Here is a 20395-nt window from a genome sequence, read left to right on the forward strand (position 1 = left end):
CCGTGTTTTATTTCAACGATTTGCTGTGATAATCAGCATTAATGCTACTTTTCGTACTGTAATGCAGAGAAATCCTGAGCAAAACCGCTTACCTGCTGCCAATCCGTATATTCAACTTCTTTACTGGTATCTGTTTCTCCGCCGGTCATGCGCATAATAAGCTGAATCATGACTCTATCTATCCAACAATAGCGAGGATAACGCAGAGCTCCCGCAAATACCGTGCATAACGTGGGTTGCCACGGCGTGCTGAGTAAGAACTTGCGAACATAGGCATTCGTTTGTGGGGAACGTTTTTCTGGCTTACGCGCTGTCAGATTCACTGCAAAGAATGCACTCGGCATCTGATTTAGCTGTTCAACGTGTTTATTGACGAATTTACTCAATACCGAATTGAAGTGGCCATAACGCACAGAGGCACCAATCATGACTTGTTGGTATTGGCTTAAATCGATTTGCCCCACCTGCGATAGATCCTGTATTTTGCAGGTGGCCACCGCCGATAATTGTTTAGCTATATAAGAAGCAATGGCTTGCGTTTGGCCATCTCGGCTGGAGTAAAGAATAAGGGCTTTCATTGCAATGTTCCTTATGCAGAGTTATTCACGCCAGAATGTTGGGGTGAAAAGAACCAGCAAGGTGAAAACTTCTAACCGGCCAAATAGCATTGTTATCACCAATATCCACTTGGCGGCCGGGTTCATTGAGGTGAAGTTGTCCGCGACGACACCCAAACCTGGGCCAAGGTTGTTCAGTGTCGCGGTCACCGCCGCAAAAGCAGAAAATTCATCAACACCAGTCGCGACAATCGCCAACATGCTGATAATGAATACCAGAGCGTACGCGGAGAAGAACCCCCACACGGCTTCCAGTATCCGTTCCGGCAATGCTCGCCGCCCTAGTTTGATGGTATAGACCGCGTTCGGGTGTACCAATCGTTTTAACTCGCGCGAACCTTGCAGGTAGAGCAACAGAATACGAATGACTTTCAGGCCGCCACCGGTAGAACCCGCGCAGCCGCCTATAAAAGCAGAGCATAATAAGAGTATCGGCAGGAACAACGGCCATTTGGAAATACTGTCAGTAGTGAAGCCCGCCGTCGTCGCCATTGATACTACTTGGAAAAACGCCTGATTCACCGTTTCTAAACCGGATTTATAGACATTATGGTACCAAAGCACCAAGGTACAAACGATAACCAGCGTCAATTGCACAACAATGAACATGCGGAATTCGGGGTCACGCCAATAGACTTTTAAACTGCGCCCACTCAATACCGCAAAGTGCAAACCAAAGTTACAACCAGAAATCAGTAAGAAGACAGCAATAATGGTGTTGATGGTCGGGCTGTTAAAGTAGCCGATACTGGCATCATGGGTAGAAAAACCGCCAATCGCGATTGTTGAGAAACTGTGAGAAATAGCATCAAATACTGACATCCCAGCTCCCCACAAAGAAAGCGCACAGGCAATGGTCAGCAAGACATAGATGAGCCACAGCGTTTTAGCGGTTTCAGCAATGCGAGGCCGCATTTTATTGTCTTTCAGCGGGCCGGGCATTTCCGCCCGATAGAGCTGCATTCCCCCAACGCCCAAAATAGGCAGGATTGCCACCGCCAGCACAATGATCCCCATGCCACCGAGCCATTGCAGCATTTGTCGATAGAATAGTATTGCTTTAGGCAGTGAATCCAGCCCCACCAGCGTGGTCGCTCCGGTAGTGGTCAGCCCGGAGAATGATTCAAAGAAGGCATCAGTTAGCGAAAGGTTCGGGCGCTCTGAGAATAAAAAAGGTAATGCTCCGACGCTGCCCAGCACCGTCCAGAATAGCACGACGATTAAAAAGCCCTCACGGGGTTTTAGCTCATGCTTCTGCTTTCGATTCGGTAGCCAAAGAAAGAGGCCAATCGCCAGAGCAACAAAAAAGGTTTCGCTGAAGGCACGTCCAGCGCCATCACGATAGATCAATGCCACCAGTCCGGGAATAAACATTGTTCCGGAGAATAGGATGACCAGCAGACCAACAATACGGGTTATGGCACGAAAATGCATTCCGGCACGTTCCTTAGCAATTCACTTGGATGGGGATTATTGCGAAATGGGCGCTAATTGCAACGTGCCACGGCTGAGATCACGCAATTTATCACCGACCTGACTGGCCTGCCTTGCTGGTAAAGAGAGATGAAGCGTCACGAATTCCGCATATTCACTCTGTAAAACCTGGCCGTCAACCTGCTGTAATAACATCTCTACCATCGCAAGCTGCGCATAGTCACACTGCAAAGTATATTCTAACTGTGGGACTTTATACTTTACTTCAATCTGCGTTAACGCCTGCTGTACACCGCTACCGTATGCCCTAACCAACCCACCGGTACCCAGCTTGATACCCCCATAGTAACGCACCACAACAGCGGTAACTTCACCGATATGACTGCCCATTAATTGGGCCAGAATGGGTTTGCCCGCCGTCCCGGATGGCTCACCATCATCGGAAAAACCGAGCTGTTGTGAATCTGTCGGTGCTCCGGCAACAAAAGCCCAGCAATGATGCCGGGCTGTGGGATGCTGCTGCTTTACCTGCTGAATAAAACTTTTCGCATCATTCACCCCACAGGTATGAGCCAGTAAGGTGATGAAACGACTTTTTTTAATCTCTTCGCTGCTCGTCACCGGTATCGCAGGTATCAAATAAGGCTGCATCAGGCCAGTTTCAGATCACGCGTCATATTCTCAACCCGATGATCATGAATAACGATATTGTCCTCTATACGAATACCACCATAAGGCTTCAGCGCGTCAATACGATCCCAATTGAAATGCTTACTGAACTCGCCACTACGCCACGGCGCAAGTAGAGACTCGATGAAGTAGAGACCCGGCTCAATGGTCAGCACCATACGCGGTTGCAGAATGCGGGTACAACGTAGATAAGGATATTTGGCTGGTGCAGCTAAATGGGTTCCTCTGTCGTCTTGCATAAAACCTGCACTATCATGCACTTGCAACCCAAGCGGATGACCCAAGCCGTGTGGCAGGAACGGACAGGTGATGCCTTGTTCAACCATCGCCTCTTCGCTGATACCGGTGACCAGATTATGAGTGCGCAGTAACTTCGCAATACGTTGATGCATCTGAACATGATAATCGGTGTAGCGCTCACCACTTTTAATGGTTTTGATCAGCTCAATCTGCTCAGTATTCAGGTCTTTGATCAATGCAGCAAAGTCGTTTTCACTATCTGCGGCATAGGTACGGGTCAAGTCAGCAGCATAGCCGTTATATTCAGTACCCGCATCAATCAGGAAGCTGCGTAGTTCGGCTGGAGGCTGATGCTGCAAGGTGGTGTAGTGGAGTACCGCCGAGTGTTCATTCAGCGCAACAATATTATCGTAAGGGACATCAGTATCACGATGACCGGTAGCCATCAGATAGGCCAAATTGATATCGAACTCACTCATCCCAGATTGGAATGCTTCATGCGCAGCACGATGGCCGACAACCGCAGTCTTTTGTGCTTCGCGCATACACGCCAGCTCATAATCAGTTTTATAGGAGCGGTAATAGTGAAGGTAATCCAGCACAGGCTGCGGGTTAATGTTTTCAGCACTGAAACCTAGAGCCTGCGCACGATGCTGCACATAGCCAATGTAGGCCACACGGTCACGCTGTGTCGGTAACAGTTGTGCAATATCATTAGCGTTTGCCAATGGTTGAATATCAATCGCTTGAGTCCAGAAACTGTCTGGTAGCGGCTCAACACAGTGCCAATAATCAGCGGGAGAGTAGAACCATAACTTTGGTGTATTTACACCATCTACCCATAACCAACAGTTTGGTACTTGAGTGACCGGCACCCAAGCTTTGAACTGCGCATTGGCTTTAAAAGGATAGTCACGGTCATCGAGAAAAATACGTTGTAACTCACCGGAATGAATCAGTAAAGCGTCTAACTGATGGCGTTCCAGCACATCACGGGTGCGCTGTTGTAGGGTGGATAAATGTTCGTTATATAAAGAAGCCAGCGTTTCCATCACAGTACCCTTTGCTATTAGAACTGAATTTTTTTCATCTTATCATAGTCGCTGAAAGCATGTTTCGACGACCATATATCGATCAATCAAATACGTTGCGGCCGGTGGTGAACCTCATATTCATCTACTCAAATTGCCACGAATAAATATGATAATAATCAATTAGCACTCGCTTTTGACTGTGATCTTCGCTGCAAAAAAACAATCTCTTATTTGCAATTCATTAACAAAATAATCACACTTCCTGAATATCTGGTCATACCAGATCACATGCGCTTATTCAGGAGATAGATATGCTCTACCAAAGCGAAACACTACAGCTTCACTGGTTGGAAGATGGTATTGCCGAGTTGGTGTTTGATGCGCCGGGTTCAGTTAATAAGCTGGATACCAAAACCGTAGCCAACTTGGGTGAAGCCCTTTCTGTATTAGAAAAACAAAGTGAACTCAAAGGGTTGTTACTGCGCTCCGCCAAAGCAGCCTTTATTGTCGGTGCCGATATTACCGAGTTTCTGTCCCTGTTTAATGCCCCGCCAGAAAAGCTGCATCAGTGGCTGGTTTTCGCCAATGATATTTTCAATCGACTGGAAGACCTGCCGGTTCCAACTATTGCCGCGATCAATGGTTACGCGCTAGGTGGCGGATGTGAATGTATTTTAGCAACAGATTTTCGCGTGGCCTCACCAGAGGCACGTATTGGCCTGCCAGAAACCAAACTCGGTATCATGCCGGGCTTTGGCGGTTCAGTTCGCTTACCGCGATTGTTAGGCGCTGACAGTGCGTTGGAAATTATCGCTGCGGGCAAAGATATTATTGCCAAAGAGGCGTTAAAAGTTGGGTTGGTTGATGCCATCGTAGCACCAGAGAAACTGGCCGATGCCGCTCTAGTCATGTTGAAACAGGCTATTGACGGTAAACTTGACTGGCAGGCAGCCCGTCAACCGAAACTTGACCCACTGAAACTCAATTCAACAGAAGCCGCGATGTGCTTTACCATTGCCAAAAGCATGGTCATGCAAGTGGCAGGAAAACACTATCCTGCACCGATGACGGCGGTTAAAACCATTGAAGCCGCTGCGAAACTTGGCCGCACTGAGGCATTGAAGCTGGAGACTAACAGTTTTGTGCCATTGGCAGGTTCAAATGAAGCTCGCGCATTGGTGGGAATTTTCCTCAATGACCAGTTTGTTAAAGCGCAGGCTAAAAAACTGTCCAAAGGGGTCAGCGCACCTAAGCAGGCTGCGGTGCTGGGTGCCGGAATTATGGGCGGAGGGATTGCCTATCAATCGGCGCTGAAAGGTGTGCCGATCATTATGAAGGATATTAATGACAAATCCCTGACTCTGGGAATGAATGAAGCCGCCAAATTACTGAATAAGCAGTTAGAACGAGGCAAAGTGGATGGCATGAAGATGGCTAACATTCTGGCAACCATCCGACCAACGCTTGATTACACGGGTATTGAACGCGCTCAAATCATCGTGGAAGCAGTGGTAGAAAATCCAAAAGTAAAAGCGACTGTCCTGGCTGAAGTTGAAGCACTAATCGGTGAAGATACCGTTTTAGCCTCCAACACCTCTACAATCCCGATCGGCCAACTCGCAAAATCACTTAAACGGCCAGAAAACTTCTGCGGAATGCATTTCTTCAATCCGGTACACCGGATGCCGTTGGTTGAGATTATTCGGGGCGCAAAAACCTCAGATAAGACTATAGCTTCTGTAGTGGCATACGCTACACAAATGGGTAAAACGCCGATTGTGGTGAATGATTGCCCAGGCTTCTTTGTTAACCGCGTCTTATTCCCGTATCTGGCGGGGTTTGGCATGTTGGTCAGAGACGGTGCGGACTTCCGCCAAATTGATAAAGTGATGGAAAAACAGTTTGGTTGGCCGATGGGCCCTGCTTATCTGCTGGATGTGGTGGGGATTGATACCGCACACCATGCACAAGCGGTCATGGCCATCGGTTTCCCGGAACGCATGAATAAAGATTATCGCGATGCGGTCGACGTGATGTTCGATAACCAGCGATTTGGTCAGAAAAGCGGCCAGGGCTTCTATCGTTATACGCAGGATGCAAAAGGTAAACCGCGCAAAGAGAACGACGAGCAGGTTGATACCTTACTGGCAACCGTCAGCCAACCCACACAGAAATTTAGCGACGACGATATCATTGCCCGCACCATGATCCCGATGATCAATGAAGTGGTGCGCTGCCTGGAAGAAGGCATTATTGCCAGCCCGGCTGAAGGCGATATGGCGCTGGTGTATGGCCTTGGTTTTCCGCCGTTCCACGGCGGTATCTTCCGTTATCTCGATACTATCGGCAGTACAAACTATGTCGAAATGGCCCAGCGTTATGCTCACCTTGGCGCGTTGTACCACGTCCCCGCAGGGCTGAGAGCCAAAGCTGAACATAACGAAACCTATTATCCTGTGGCAGCAGCGCTGCTTGATGTTTCTACCCGTCAACCGGCATGAGGCCTGAAAACATGGAAAATGTAGTCATTATTGATGCCGTCCGTACACCAATGGGCCGCTCCAAAGGGGGCGCATTCCGTCAGGTTCGGGCTGAAGATCTCTCCGCTCACTTAATGCGTGAAGTCTTAAGCCGTAACCCTAAGCTGAATGCCGCCGAAATCGACGATATCTATTGGGGTTGTGTGCAGCAGACTCTGGAGCAGGGCTTTAACATTGCCCGAAATGCCTCTTTACTGGCAGAAATTCCCCATAACGTGCCCGCGGTTACGGTTAACCGCCTGTGCGGTTCCTCAATGCAGGCGTTGCATGATGGTGCCAGAGCTATCATGGTGGGTGATGCGCAAATCAGTTTGATTGGTGGCGTGGAACATATGGGCCATGTGCCGATGAACCACGGCGTGGATTTCCATCCGGGCATGGGCCGAACGGTGGCTAAAGCTGCTGGAATGATGGGATTGACCGCTGAAATGTTGGCAAAAATCCACAATATCAGCCGCCAGTCGCAAGATGAATTTGCGGTGCGCTCCCATCAGCGCGCTTATGCTGCGACTCAGGCGGGCCATTTTTCCAAAGAGATTGTCGCCACCAATGGCCATGACGCTGATGGCATACTGAAACGTTTTGATTTTGATGAAGTTATTCGCCCTGAAACCAATATTGCTGGTTTGGCCGCTCTGCGCCCAGCCTTTGATCCGGTGAATGGTACTGTGACGGCAGGAACCTCATCAGCACTTTCCGATGGTGCCTCTGCGATGCTTATCATGAGCGAATCCCGCGCAAAATCATTGGGTTTAACCCCGCGAGCCAGAATTCGCTCAATGGCAGTCGTTGGTTGTGACCCATCGATTATGGGTTATGGCCCAGTACCGGCCAGCCAACTGGCATTAAAACGTGCCGGTCTTAAGCTCGAAAATATTGGTTTATTCGAATTAAACGAAGCGTTTGCCGCTCAATCACTGGCTTGCCTGAAAGGTTTGGGTTTGCTGGAGAGCATGGATGACAAAGTGAACCTGAACGGGGGAGCCATTGCACTCGGCCATCCCTTAGGCTGTTCAGGAGCGCGAATCTCAACCACGTTGCTCAATCTGATGGAGCGCCGCGACGTGCAATTCGGCCTGGCAACCATGTGCATTGGTTTAGGTCAGGGCATCGCTACTGTTTTTGAACGTGTATAACGAATCTGCAAAATATTAAGGGCCTGAATACAGGCCCTGTTACCGGAGTTTAGTTGCCGTTTTCCCGCCTGTCAGGGGCGGGCTTTTTTATCTGCCGTTTTACTTAGATAAAAGCGAAAGCATCACCATAGATATGCGCTTCCAGCGCACCGCGCTCGGCACAAAAACGCTCTCGGGCAATCTTCGCCATTTCAAAACGACCGGCAATATAGATATCCTGCTCAGCAAGCGAGCCATAATCTTGTAACACCGCACTCAATACGGTGCCGATTCGGCCACGCCAACCGTCTTCCGGTTGCTCCACCACAGGAATGACTTTTAGCTGCGGATACTGAATCGACAGCGCTTCAAGCTCGCTTAAATCGTATAAGTGTACCGCTTCACGCCCCCCCCAATAGATGGAGACTTCGCGATCGGCTTGCTCTGCCAATGCAGCCAGCAAGATAGAGCGCGCGTAGGAAAAACCCGTACCGCCTGCTATCAAAACCAATGGCCGGGTGCTGTTTTCACGGAACCACGCCTCACCATGAGGGATGTCCACATCCAGCGTTTTTTCTTTCAAAATCCTGTCCATCACCGCCATTGCGTAGAGATTTAGCTCTGAGGCTCCAATATGTAGCTCAATAAAATCTTGCTGCAACGGCGTGGAGGCCATAGAGAATGGGCGCTTATCACGCTCATCCATAACTACCATCAAATACTGCCCGGCACGGAAAGAAAAAGCAGATGCAGGGACTAATTGCACCCGGTACACCGTATCGGTAATGGCCTCTACGGAGGTTACTTTACAGCTTAAAGTTGTCATGCCTTCCCTCTGTCGGGTCATCAAATGCAAAACTAAGGACAAAGCCGACGCCGGTTAGCGTTTCGTCTCTTTGTCACTGAAAATGGCGAGTTCATCCCAAATAGCATCAATGCGGGTGCGAACGGCTTCATCCATTTTAATGGGACGCCCCCACTCACGCTGAGTCTCAGCGGGCCATTTATTGGTGGCATCCAGCCCCATTTTCGATCCTAAACCGGAAACCGGTGAGGCGAAATCCAAATAATCTATCGGGGTATTCTCAATTAATACCGTATCGCGGGATGGATCCATGCGGGTAGTAATCGCCCAAATAACGTCATTCCAATCACGAGCATTAATATCATCATCACAAACAATAACAAATTTGGTATACATAAACTGGCGTAAAAACGACCAAACGCCCATCATCACGCGTTTGGCATGGCCCGCATACTGCTTCTTGATGGTCACAACAGCCAGCCGATACGAGCACCCTTCTGGCGGCAGGTAAAAATCAACAATTTCCGGAAATTGCTTTTGCAGGATGGGCACGAACACTTCATTAAGTGCAACCCCGAGCACAGCAGGCTCATCCGGCGGGCGACCAGTATAAGTAGAATGATAAATTGCGTCTTTACGCTGTGTAATATGTGTGACGGTAAACACGGGGAAACTATCAATCTCATTGTAATAGCCTGTATGGTCACCATAAGGGCCTTCCGGTGCCATATCACCCTGCTCAATATATCCTTCCAATACAATTTCTGCACTCGCGGGAACTTCAAGTGAGTTGGAAAGACACTTCACCACTTCAGTCTTATGCCCACGCAACAAACCAGCAAAGGCATATTCAGACAGTGTATCGGGTACCGGAGTGACCGCCGCTAAAATGGTGGCAGGATCAGCTCCCAGCGCTACCGCTACCGGGAAACGTTCACCGGGGTGAGTTTCACACCATTCCTGATAATCCAGGGCACCACCACGGTGGGATAACCAGCGCATAATGAGTTTGTTTTTGCCTAACACCTGTTGGCGATAAATACCCAGGTTCTGCCGCTCTTTGTGCGGGCCTCGGGTAATAGTCAACCCCCAGGATACCAATGGAGCAGCATCCTCAGGCCAGCAATGCATGACCGGAATGCGGCTTAGATCGACATCATCACCTTGCCAGACTTGCTCCTGGCAGGGGGCCGAGCTAACGCATTTGGTCGGCATATTCAATACTTGCTTAAATTTCGGTAACTTATCGTATAAATCACGGAAACCTTTTGGAGGCTCAGGCTCTTTTAGGAAAGCCAACAATTTACCAACATCACGCAGCGCGCTGACATCTTCTTGCCCCATTCCCATAGCAACGCGTTTGGCAGTACCAAACAGATTGCACAGCACAGGCATACTGTAGCCCTTTGGATTCTCAAAAAGTAACGCAGGCCCACCGGCACGCAAGGTACGGTCGGCAATTTCTGTCATTTCCAGGTAAGGATCAATGGGTTGGCTAATACGTTTAAGCTCGCCCCTCTGTTCCAGCAACGAGAGGAAGTCGCGTAAGTCACGGTATTTCATGCTGATCATTTCGTCGGCTAAGGGATGCGCCATTATAGGCTGTCTTTATAGCAGTTGCTGTCTTTTTGTTAAAATTGACGCAGGTTCACTCTAAAAAAATATCATGCGGCTATTTATCATCAGCTTAAATCTGGTTTTTTTGCGAAAGAATGAACTAACCTTTTGTATAAAAAACTATATATACCAAATGATACATTTCGGCTCACTATATATATCCCCCTGCTTTTGATATGCTGCCGGGTAGCACTTAAAGGTATGTGAGATTATGAAACATTGGCATTTATTATATTGTAAACGCGGTCAGCTTCTGCGCGCTAAAGAGCACTTGGAACGACAAGCAGTGAACTGCTGGACACCAATTGCCACTATCGAAAAGATAGTGCGTGGAAAACGAATTAAGACGACTGAGGCTTTATTCCCAAATTATCTGTTTGTGGAATTTGATTCAGAACATATCCATACCACAACCATCAGTGCTACCCGTGGCGTAAGCCATTTCGTCCGTTTTGGTGCACAACCTGCCGTGATCCCAGCCATCGTCATTACAGATATGCAGTCTCATGCTGCGGATAAAATAATTGCCCCAGAAGTCCCTGTAACCGGCGATATCGTTACTATTACAGAGGGGGTTTTTGCCGGACTGCAGGCAATATATACAGAACCCGACGGCGAAGCGCGCTCAATGCTGCTGCTAAATATGCTAAATAGCCAGATTATGCAAAGTCTGGATAATCGTCAGTTTGAAAAACAATAATATATTAGCTGCAAGAAACTGAAGAGCAATAAACAATTAAATAGCCCGAGGTACCTGTTGCACTTAGCTCGGGGCTATTTACTTTGCTGACTTAACGCTGCATTTTATCGTCATGCAACCATTGCGCAACTTGTTTGGCGAAATAGGTTAACACCCCGTCCGCACCTGCCCGCTTAAAGCACAATAATGACTCCATCACCGTCGGTTTCTCTTGCAACCAACCATTCTGGAAAGCTGCCATGTGCATGGCATATTCCCCAGACACCTGATAGGCAAAAGTAGGAACACCAAAGGTATCTTTCACGCGGCGGATCACATCCAGATAAGGCATACCCGGCTTGACCATTACCATGTCTGCCCCTTCCTGCAAGTCCTGAGCGATTTCTTGCAACGCTTCATCACTATTGGCCGGGTCCATTTGATAGGTTTTTTTATTACCTCCTTTCAAATTGCTGCTGGAACCAATCGCATCGCGGAATGGACCGTAGTAGCAAGAGGCATATTTCGCTGAATACGCCATAATTTGCGTGTTAACCAGCCCTTGCAGTTCGAACTGATCGCGAATAGCCCCGATACGGCCATCCATCATGTCGCTAGGAGCAACAATCTCTGCCCCGGCCTCAGCATGAGATAACGCCTGGCGGACTAAAATCTCTTTAGTAATGTCATTAATGACATAACCGTCAGCATCAATGACGCCGTCTTGTCCATGCGTTGTGTAAGGGTCGAGAGCAACATCGGTCAAAATGCCTAGCTCCGGCACTGCATCTTTTAAGGCACGAACGGTTCGCTGCACCAGACCATTTGGGTTGTAAGCTTCTTCCGCATGTAATGACTTCAAGCCAGACTCAATAACCGGAAATAACGAGATAACCGGCACACCAAGTTTGGCAATGGCCTCTGCCTCTTTCACTAGCAGGTCAATTGTCATGCGTGAGACGCCCGGCATGGAAGAAACAGCTTGCTGCTGATTAACACCCTCCATGACAAAAACCGGATAAATCAGGTCGTTTACGGTCAGTTGATTTTCAGCAACCAGACGACGGCTGAAATCATGACGACGCACACGGCGCATACGGCGACCAGGAAAGGTGCCCGGAAATGCATAACTCATCTTGTTCTCCTAACTCAAACCAACCGGAAGATCCGGCGGGCGTTTTCATCACTCTTCTGCCCCAGCCATGTAGGGTCTTCTTCTCGCCAGACAGCCACCTGCTGGACAATATGGGGCAAAAAGCAGGGTTCATTGCGACGAGATGCAGGTTTAGGGTGCAAATCCCTTGGCAACAAATAGGGTGCGTCAGTTTCCAGCAACAATTGCTGGACAGGAATTCGGGGCAGCAATGCTCTCAGTTCAAGGCCACGGCGCTCATCGCAAACCCAACCGGTGATACCAATAGATAAACCTAATGCCAAGCAAGCATCTAATTCATCACCTGAACCGGTAAAACAATGCACGACAGCAGCAGGGATTTTATCTAGCCAAGGCGAAAGTAGAGTGATGAAGCGTTCGTGAGCCTCCCGGCAATGCAAAAATACCGGCAAGGAAAGCTCAGCAGCCAAGGCTAGCTGTGCAGTAAAAGCTATTTCCTGTTCTGCGGGAGTAGAGAAATTGCGGTTAAAATCCAGCCCACACTCACCAATAGCCACCACCGAGGGGTTGGCGGCTAGAGCGCGAACCTGCTGCTCAACACTGGTTTGCCAACTGCTCGCCTGATGGGGATGAACACCGGCAGTCGACCAACAGTAACCTGGATATTTAACAGCCAAGGCAAGAGCGGCCTGACTTTCTTCAGCATCAGTGCCGGTAATAAGCATACCGGTAACTCCTGCATCTCTTGCCCGATCAACCACCAACTGGTTATCTTTTGCAAACTGTGAGCTGGTTAAATTCACACCAATATCAAACATATGCGTTCCAAAACAGAAGCCGCCCTACCAGGTGGCTAAAACATCCAAGCATATACCTGCCATCGTTCAGGTTGCTGATTTGCTGACGGTTTGCAGTACTCGACCCATCAATAGATTTTGCCTCTATGAGGCTGCGGCAAACAGTGTTTAAGTCGCGCTAATCACATACTGTCGTATGCTTATTCCCTACATTTTGTAGATCTAGCAAGGTCTCTATTTATGGCACTTTCGGATAGTTGTTTGCTTCTTCATCCTCTTCCTCAATATCTGCGCGGCGCTGTTTACCGGTATAGAAACGAGCAAAGAACACCCCTATCTCAAATAGCAGATACATTGGGATAGCCAAAAGTGTTTGCGACAAGACATCAGGAGGCGTAAGAAGCATCCCGACCACAAAAGCCCCCACAAACACATAAGGACGCTTCTTCTTTAATGCCTCTGGCGTTGTTACACCCGCCCAACACAATAGGATTATCGCGATTGGCACTTCAAAAGAGATACCAAAAGCCATAAAGAGCGCCATGACGAAATCAAGATACTTGGTGATATCCGTTGCGATAAGCACGCTTTCCGGCGCGGTTTTGGCGAAAAAACCAAATGCCAGCGGGAAAACAATAAAGTAGGCAAAGGCCATTCCCAGGTAAAACAACAAACTACTGGATATCAACAACGGAACCATCAGGCGACGTTCATGTTTATACAACGCAGGGGCAATAAATGCCCAAACCTGATAGAGGATCATCGGCGCAGAGACAAACACCGAGACCATCATGGTTAACTTAATCGGAGTAAAGAAAGGTGATGCAACATCAGTTGCGATCATACTGGAGCCAGCAGGCAGCTGTTTGATTAACGGTGCTGATACCAGGTGATAAATATCATTGGCAAAAAACACCAATACCAGAAAAACCACCAAAATGGTGATTATGCAGTTCAATAACCGCTTACGCAGTTCTATCAGATGAGTGATAAGAGGTTGGGTATCATCAACAGCCATGTTTACCGATCGCCGCCAGTTGGGTGAATACGAGGTTTGTCAGCACTGAGAGACTCGGTGCCACGGGCATCAGTTGCAGCCGATTGCGGCTTGATGACAGAGATATCCACAATATGCACAGGCTCCCTTTTGGCGGTAGGAGTAGGTTTAATCAACTCACCAGCCTCAACCACAGGTTGCTCGACATGAACAGAAACTGCCTCCGCAATTGGTTGAACAGCTTCGACATAATGAGTACCGGGAACCTGTGGCGCAGCAGAAACCTGAGTGGCAGACTCGGCTGGCGTAACCCCATCATGAATCGCTTCAGGTTCAGTCACTAATGGATTATGGATAGTATGGGGGTCTTTCGAGCCAATATCTGCACTGTAAGAGCGTTTAAGTGCTTCAGCGGCTTCTTTAAGCTCATCCATTGACGCCTTTAATTCCGGCGTTAGATTTTGTAAACCTGCCTGCTCTGCTTTCTTCAAGCTGTCTTGCAATTCTTGCAGCTTTAATTCTTGCGCCAACTCATTCTGCACGGTTGCGGCAAGTGAACGCAATGTACGAATCCAGCCTGCGACAGTTCTTACCGCTACGGGCAACCGTTCCGGCCCAAGGACGACCAGACCGATCACAAGAATCAGTAGCAGTTCACTAAACCCGATGTCGAACACAGCTTATCCCTGCTCTTTGTCGTGACTCTTAGACTTAGACTCTTCAGCTTTCACGACCGGCTGCTGTACTTCAGTAATCGATTTCGCAAAATCAGCATCATTACTGGTTTTATCGACATTGGTTGGAGGCGTTTGTGTGTCATCACCAATCGCTTTTTTAAAGCCTTTGATGGATGCACCCAAATCTGACCCTAATGTCCGCAGTTTGTTAGTGCCAAACAACAGAACAACGATCACGGCAATGATTAATAACTGCCAAATGCTTATACCGCCCATTACATTCACCTCTATATAAAAGGGTTATTCCACAGAGAAGCGCATTATACGGCATACTGGCTCTATGGATACTGATCTAACTTACCGCATTATGAACTAACGCATAGCTCTTCATGAAAATTATCTCTTCCTGAAGAATTGTTACATCACACCTAAGTCATGTAATAACTCAAAACTCGGAATTACGAACAATAAATAAGTTAGCCTGTTCGCCGCCAACCGAGAAACCAAGCCAATACACCCGCGATGACAAGCCCTGTAGAGGCTTCCATAGCACCAGCCAGAAAGAAAATAGTACCACTGACTAATAGTGTAGCGCCAACGCCGAACAAATACCGTGATTGGCCTTGGCGTTGCTGCTGGCATTGCATTTGCGTTGTGAGTTTATCGACACTTTGTTGTAATAATTTGTGCTGCTGCAAACTGTCATACACAAGCTCTGGCAGCTCAGGAAATTTTTCAGCCCAGAATGGTGCTTTTTCTTTCAATGCACGAATAACCGCAGGCAACCCGACTTGGTCTCGCAGCCAGCTTTCCAGGAAAGGCTTGGCTGTCGTCCAAAGGTCAAGCTGAGGATAAAGTTGACGCCCTAAGCCTTCGACATACAACAAAGTTTTTTGCAGCAAAACTAACTGCGGCTGCACTTCCATATTAAAGCGGCGGGCAGTGTTAAAGAGATTCAATAACACATGGCCAAAGGATATTTCGGCTAGCGGCTTTTCAAAAATAGGTTCACAGACGGTACGGATAGCGAATTCAAAATCTTCAACATTGGTATCACGAGGAACCCAGCCAGAATCAACATGCAGCTCTGCAACCCGCCGATAATCCCGATTAAAGAAAGCAATAAAGTTTTCCGCAAGATAACGTTTATCGGCTTTATTCAGTGAACCGACAATACCACAATCAATACCGATATAGAGTGGATCATGGGGATGCTCATAGCTGACGAAAATATTCCCAGGGTGCATATCTGCGTGGAAAAAACTGTCACGGAAAACTTGAGTGAAGAAGACTTGAACCCCGCGTTCAGCCAGCAGCTTCATATTGGTGCCTTGATCTTCAAGAGCTGCAATGTCAGATACCGGAATACCGTAAATCCGCTCCATCACCAATACGCTTTCTCGACAATAATCGGAATAAACCTCGGGAATGTAGAGCATTGGGCTATCTTCAAAATTACGGCGCAATTGAATGGCGTTCGCCGCTTCTCGCAGTAAATTTAGCTCATCCAATAGCGTTTTTTCATATTCACGCACCACTTCCCGCGGCCGCAATCTGCGGCCATCAGGTAATAGTTTCGGCACCCATCCCGCCAGGCGATACATCAACCGCACATCAGCTTTAATAATTGGCAGAATATCAGGACGAATCACTTTGAGCACAACTTCCTGACCATTCTCTTTTAAACGCGCCGTATGTACCTGGGCAATAGAGGCGGAGGCCAAAGCCTCTTGTTCAAAATCGTCAAACCATGTTTCTAATGGCCCACCCATTGCTATCTCAATGTGTTTTCGCGCGAGTGCGCCATCAAATGGGGCAACTCTATCCTGTAATAAAGCCAGTTGATCAGCAATAGTTGGCGGAAATAGGTCACGTCGGGTTGACATCATTTGGCCAAATTTGATCCAGACAGGCCCTAACTCCTGCAAGGCGAGGCGCAAACGCTCACCCAAAGGCATATCTTTATGGCGATTGGGCAACCAGAAAAATAGATGACGACCAATACGTAAAGGTAACGTCAAACGTATATTCGGAATTAATTCATCCAGTCCGTAGCTTAAGAAAACCCGAATGATTAGATACAGGCGCCGAAGTTCTCCTGGCGTCATTGTTTTGTCTCCATAGTTGCCAATCTGGTGCTCAAAACTTCTATTGCGCGGGAAGTGGCATCAACTTCTTCGTTAAACCACACTACCTCAAGCGGGGCTGGGGCCATTTTCCATTCTTCAGTGATAGCTTCGGCCAGATAATGCTGCTGCTGGCATACCTGTTTCCTTAAAAAACGGGCACTGTTATGAATTGCCTGACCGACGGTTTCTGCTGCTATATCGCCAATATACGGCGCTAACCACTCCGCAGGCTCCCACTCGGCAAGCTCCAAGAGCGCAACGAGTTGCTGAACGACCTGGATATCACCCTCGACAATCAACTCGCCAGAACGCATCAAAGGTGAAAGCTGTTGGCGATCTCGCAGTTTTGCTAACACCGCAACATTCGTTTTAACGATACAGTCTGCTTCACCATCCCATTGGGTCAAAATATCGATCTGCCGTTCACTGAATACTAATAGCAAGGGAAAATTCATCTCATTCAATTCGATGCGTAGAACTTTCCCTACCAGACGCAACCGCGCGGCTTTCATACTGTTATCGCGAAATAGCACACTATTTAGCGACGTTTCTAATACAGCCGTTATGAGTGGTGCCAGCAGCATTGGCTTCAATAAAAAAGGTTTTAATATCAGTGATTTTAACGGCATAGCCATATTCCTGTCAGAACTTAAAGCCCCGATGTAACGCAACAATGCCACCGGTTAAATTGGAATAGGTTACGTTTTCAAACCCGGCATCCATCATCATGCCCTTCAGTGTTTCTTGGTCGGGGTGCATCCGAATAGACTCAGCTAAATAGCGGTAACTTTCAGAGTCCTGTGCCACAAGCTCACCAATCTTAGGCAAAATATGGAAGGAGTAAGCATCATAGGCTTTACTTAAAGGTTCCAGAAGTGGCTTAGAGAACTCAAGAACCAGTAAACGGCCTCCGGGCTTTAATACCCGAAACATTGAGCGCAGTGCCTTTTCTTTTTCAGTAACGTTTCTTAAACCAAATGAAATGGTAATGCAGTCAAAGTAATTTTCAGGAAAAGGTAAAGATTCGGCATTGGCCTGAACATAACTAACATTACCAACGATACCTTTGTCACGTAGCTTTCCACGCCCCATACGCAACATAGATTCGTTGATGTCCGCCAGAACCACCTCACCCTGCTCACCTACCAAACGGGAGAACTTGGCAGTCAAATCGCCTGTACCACCAGCAAGATCCAAGACCCGTTGACCGCGACGCACGCCGCTACAATCAATGGTAAAACGCTTCCAAATACGATGGACGCCGAACGACATCAGGTCATTCATCAGATCGTATTTAGCTGCTACGGAATGAAAAACTTCTGCCACCATGCCTTCTTTTTGTTCTTTGGCTACGGTGCGGAAACCAAAATGAGTGGTTTCCTTCTCCTGATCTACCATTTTCTATGCCTGCTTTTCAGTCAATCTTTCGAGGAAGTGTACCAGAACTCCGATGAAAGCCCCACCTCACCTGGTATTAAGCAAACTGCTTAATCGCAGCTTTCCCAACATCATGCAGAAGAGGAACGTGCAACTAACTCTGATACTTCAGCGGTGCAGGATCATCTGATTCTGCATCATCGGATAGAGTCAAATCACCCTCTGGTTGATGCTCCGCACTGGCTTTTTCTGCCAGCAAAGGGCTGATAGGCCGTTTTACCTCGACCCCCAAAGTGCGAAAACCTTCTACTTGCCCAATCAGGTTACCACGGCCTTGCGACAGTTTGTTCATTGCCTGACGATAACTTAGTTGTGCTTTATCGAGGCTTTGCCCCAATGACTCCATATCGTCAACAAATAAGCGCAGTTTGTCATAAAGTTTTGCTGCTTTATCAGCGATTCGCTGTGCATTCTGGCTTTGATGTTCGTATCGCCATAAATTGGTAATAGTGCGTAGAGCCACCAGCAATGTTGTCGGGCTAACCAACATAATATTGTGTTGTAGCGCTTCACTTATCAATTCCGGTTGGCGATCAATTGCCACCAAAAAGGCAGGCTCAACAGGAATAAACATCAATACGTAATCGAGAGAACGTAAACCGGGAAGCTGCTGATAATCTTTGCGACCTAGCATTTTTATATGACTGCGCAACGAGGATAAATGCTCATTCAATGCCATTTCCCGCGCTACATCATCCTCGCTATTGAAATAGCGTTCGTAAGCCACTAGCGACATTTTAGCGTCAATAACAACATCTTTACCCTGCGGTAAACGCACAATGACATCTGGCTGCATACGGCTATTGCTATCGATTTTGACGCTAACCTGGGTTTGATACTCATAACCCTCACGTAAGCCTGACGCTTCAAGTACCTTCGCTAAAACGACCTCACCCCAGTTTCCCTGGGTTTTGTTATCCCCTTTGAGGGCTTTGGTCAGGTTAAGTGCTTCCCGCGCCATTTGAGCATTAAGTTGTTGCAGGCTGCGAATTTCGTGGGTCAACGTATGCCGTTCACGGGCTTCTTGCCCAAAACTATCCTGAACCTGCTTGCGAAAACCATCTAGTTGTTCCCGTAAAGGTAACAACAGACGATCCAGACTCTGCTTATTTTGTTCATCTGCCCGGCGACCAGTTTGTTCAAAAATGCGGTTCGCCAGATTTTCAAATTGAGCGGTCAGACGCTGTTCACTGTTAAGCAACAGACGCTGTTTTTCCTCTGCGGCCAGTCGCGTTTCTTCCAAGCGAATAGTCACTTCGCGCAATTCAGCCTCTTGAGCACTATTCACTTCCCGTTGCGCACGTAATTCCTGATTAAGCTGGTCGCATTCATTGCGCCAATGCGCTAGCTGTTGGAGTTTCTCGGCATTTCCCGCTAGCTGGCTGTGCAAATTGCGCTGCTCTAATTCATTTTGCCGTAATTGCTGTTCATTGCGCTGCTGAACTGCCTGTAACTCTGCGACATTCTGTTGAGCCTGCTGCATAGCCTGCTCCAGTAAACGCCGCTCGATATCTTGTTGTGCTCTAGCCCGCTGTTGATACAGACTGGCAATTAGCCAACCTATAAGCCCACCAACCAGGCAGCCTCCAAGGCCATAAAATAAACTGATATCCACGGTTATCTCCCCATTAACCTACTGCCAGTCAAGGTAAGGGGATACTGTATGGATGTCCAGAGTGTTTTTCCGTTACATGCCACATTGCGAAGCTGTTCGCATAAATAATACGCAGTTCAAAATTCACTCACTTTCCTATCGGAAAATAGGTTAAAACAGGCATCTGTTGGCAACCAGCGTGGCGCTCATGTGTTTAATCCATCCAGTGAGAAAGCCATTGAATACCAAATGCCCCCGGAGCCAAAATACCAAATGCCCAAATTAAGGCGGAGGTGATATTAGCTAGTTGGAAATAACGCTTAGGCATTGCACAAATGCCGGCAACTAAAGGGACAACCGCACGTAAAGGGCCAAAGAAACGACCAATAAATGCGCCAAAGAACCCCCAGCGCTCAAAGAAAGCATGTCCGCGCACGAGTAATTGCGGGTTGCGAGAAAGTGGCCATAGGGTACCGACACGATCTTTGTAGTGGACACCAATCCAGTAAGAGAGCCAATCACCAAAGAAAGCGCCAGCGGCAGCAGCGCCCCAGATTGGCCAGAAAGGAATACCACTTTCGCCAATTAATGCTCCCAGACCAAGCAAAATTACCGTTGCGGGCAATAACAGTGAAAGAAAGGCGAGTGATTCGCCAAAAGCCAGAAAAAACACAATTGGCATGGCCCACACTTCATGGTTGCGCACAAAATCGGTAATGGTAGTAATGACGTCATTCAAAGTCACACGCGTTTTCCTGTTTTTGATAAAAGTGGCTACCAGCATACTCAATGTGTCGCGGTCTTGGCTCAACAAAAAATAAACGGCCAGAAGATTCTGGCCGTTTGAAAGGGTTAATGCTCTGAATTTGGAATGTCAGA

The 20395-nt window shown here is 47.9% G+C and carries 19 protein-coding genes; 3 read left to right on the plus strand and 16 right to left on the minus strand.

Annotation, left to right across the window (positions count from 1 at the left end; translation table 11 throughout):
• Window positions 1–44 precede the first annotated feature (44 nt).
• From hemG to pepQ, 4 genes are read right to left on the minus strand one after another with little or no spacing between them, the layout of a single operon-like run.
• The gene (gene hemG / locus YALDO0001_RS13255) at window positions 45–578 is read right to left on the minus strand and encodes a menaquinone-dependent protoporphyrinogen IX dehydrogenase (protein WP_004703907.1); all 534 of its coding nucleotides are present in this window, start codon (window positions 576–578) and stop codon (window positions 45–47) included.
• Between the two features lie 21 nt (window positions 579–599).
• Window positions 600–2051, minus strand: coding sequence for a Trk system potassium transporter TrkH (gene trkH, locus YALDO0001_RS13260; RefSeq protein WP_004703908.1), 1452 nt, complete (start codon window positions 2049–2051; stop codon window positions 600–602).
• Between the two features lie 36 nt (window positions 2052–2087).
• Window positions 2088–2702 (minus strand): IMPACT family protein, encoded by a 615-nt coding sequence (locus YALDO0001_RS13265; RefSeq protein WP_042547154.1) that lies wholly within the window; start codon window positions 2700–2702, stop codon window positions 2088–2090.
• Window positions 2702–4033, minus strand: a complete 1332-nt coding sequence (pepQ, locus tag YALDO0001_RS13270; RefSeq protein WP_004703909.1) for a Xaa-Pro dipeptidase — start codon at window positions 4031–4033, stop codon at window positions 2702–2704. The genes YALDO0001_RS13265 and pepQ overlap by 1 nt, the downstream gene beginning before the upstream one ends.
• Window positions 4034–4326: 293 nt before the next feature.
• On the opposite strand from pepQ, the gene fadB reads away from it, so the two are divergent.
• Together fadB and fadA are read left to right on the plus strand one after the other, a co-directional pair.
• Window positions 4327–6516 carry a fatty acid oxidation complex subunit alpha FadB gene (gene fadB / locus YALDO0001_RS13275; RefSeq protein ID WP_004703910.1) on the plus strand — a complete coding sequence of 730 codons (2190 nt, stop codon included), beginning with the start codon at window positions 4327–4329 and terminating at the stop codon, window positions 6514–6516.
• 11 nt (window positions 6517–6527) lie between these two features.
• The gene (gene fadA / locus YALDO0001_RS13280; protein WP_004703911.1) at window positions 6528–7691 is read left to right on the plus strand and encodes an acetyl-CoA C-acyltransferase FadA; all 1164 of its coding nucleotides are present in this window, start codon (window positions 6528–6530) and stop codon (window positions 7689–7691) included.
• Window positions 7692–7794: 103 nt separating this feature from the next.
• On the opposite strand, the gene fre is transcribed toward fadA, so the two are convergent.
• Entirely contained in the window at window positions 7795–8496 is a 702-nt protein-coding gene (fre, locus tag YALDO0001_RS13285; RefSeq protein ID WP_004703912.1) for an NAD(P)H-flavin reductase, read from the minus strand.
• Window positions 8497–8550: 54 nt separating this feature from the next.
• On the minus strand, window positions 8551–10047 hold the full coding sequence (gene ubiD / locus YALDO0001_RS13290; protein WP_042840061.1) for a 4-hydroxy-3-polyprenylbenzoate decarboxylase: 1497 nt from the start codon (window positions 10045–10047) through the stop codon (window positions 8551–8553).
• A gap of 256 nt (window positions 10048–10303) precedes the next feature.
• Between ubiD and rfaH the strand changes: the two genes are divergently transcribed.
• Window positions 10304–10792 carry a transcription/translation regulatory transformer protein RfaH gene (rfaH, locus tag YALDO0001_RS13295; protein ID WP_004703914.1) on the plus strand — a complete coding sequence of 163 codons (489 nt, stop codon included), beginning with the start codon at window positions 10304–10306 and terminating at the stop codon, window positions 10790–10792.
• Window positions 10793–10883: 91 nt separating this feature from the next.
• On the opposite strand, the gene hemB is transcribed toward rfaH, so the two are convergent.
• The 10 genes from hemB to YALDO0001_RS13345 form a co-directional block, all read right to left on the minus strand.
• Window positions 10884–11906: a porphobilinogen synthase gene (gene hemB, locus YALDO0001_RS13300; protein ID WP_004703915.1), complete on the minus strand. Its 1023-nt coding sequence runs from the start codon at window positions 11904–11906 to the stop codon at window positions 10884–10886.
• A gap of 14 nt (window positions 11907–11920) precedes the next feature.
• A complete protein-coding gene (gene tatD, locus YALDO0001_RS13305; RefSeq protein WP_004703916.1) occupies window positions 11921–12703 on the minus strand; it encodes a 3'-5' ssDNA/RNA exonuclease TatD in 783 nt (260 codons plus the stop codon).
• Window positions 12704–12920: 217 nt separating this feature from the next.
• Entirely contained in the window at window positions 12921–13700 is a 780-nt protein-coding gene (gene tatC, locus YALDO0001_RS13310; protein WP_004703917.1) for a Sec-independent protein translocase subunit TatC, read from the minus strand.
• Between the two features lie 2 nt (window positions 13701–13702).
• Complete coding sequence (gene tatB / locus YALDO0001_RS13315; protein WP_042840042.1) at window positions 13703–14356, minus strand: Sec-independent protein translocase protein TatB; 654 nt, start codon at window positions 14354–14356, stop codon at window positions 13703–13705.
• A gap of 3 nt (window positions 14357–14359) precedes the next feature.
• Window positions 14360–14632 (minus strand): Sec-independent protein translocase subunit TatA, encoded by a 273-nt coding sequence (gene tatA / locus YALDO0001_RS13320; protein ID WP_004703919.1) that lies wholly within the window; start codon window positions 14630–14632, stop codon window positions 14360–14362.
• A 200-nt stretch (window positions 14633–14832) separates the two neighbouring features.
• Window positions 14833–16464, minus strand: coding sequence for a ubiquinone biosynthesis regulatory protein kinase UbiB (ubiB, locus tag YALDO0001_RS13325; RefSeq protein ID WP_042840044.1), 1632 nt, complete (start codon window positions 16462–16464; stop codon window positions 14833–14835).
• A complete protein-coding gene (ubiJ, locus tag YALDO0001_RS13330) occupies window positions 16461–17114 on the minus strand; it encodes a ubiquinone biosynthesis protein UbiJ (protein ID WP_042840045.1) in 654 nt (217 codons plus the stop codon). The genes ubiB and ubiJ overlap by 4 nt, the downstream gene beginning before the upstream one ends.
• A 13-nt stretch (window positions 17115–17127) precedes the next feature.
• Window positions 17128–17883 carry a bifunctional demethylmenaquinone methyltransferase/2-methoxy-6-polyprenyl-1,4-benzoquinol methylase UbiE gene (gene ubiE, locus YALDO0001_RS13335; protein WP_004703922.1) on the minus strand — a complete coding sequence of 252 codons (756 nt, stop codon included), beginning with the start codon at window positions 17881–17883 and terminating at the stop codon, window positions 17128–17130.
• A 133-nt stretch (window positions 17884–18016) separates the two neighbouring features.
• A complete protein-coding gene (gene rmuC, locus YALDO0001_RS13340) occupies window positions 18017–19537 on the minus strand; it encodes a DNA recombination protein RmuC (RefSeq protein WP_004703923.1) in 1521 nt (506 codons plus the stop codon).
• Between the two features lie 193 nt (window positions 19538–19730).
• Window positions 19731–20261: a DedA family protein gene (locus YALDO0001_RS13345; RefSeq protein ID WP_042547166.1), complete on the minus strand. Its 531-nt coding sequence runs from the start codon at window positions 20259–20261 to the stop codon at window positions 19731–19733.
• Window positions 20262–20395 lie beyond the last annotated feature (134 nt).

The sequence above is a fragment of the Yersinia aldovae ATCC 35236 genome (genome assembly GCF_000173735.1).
Taxonomy (GTDB): Bacteria; Pseudomonadota; Gammaproteobacteria; order Enterobacterales; family Enterobacteriaceae; genus Yersinia; species Yersinia aldovae.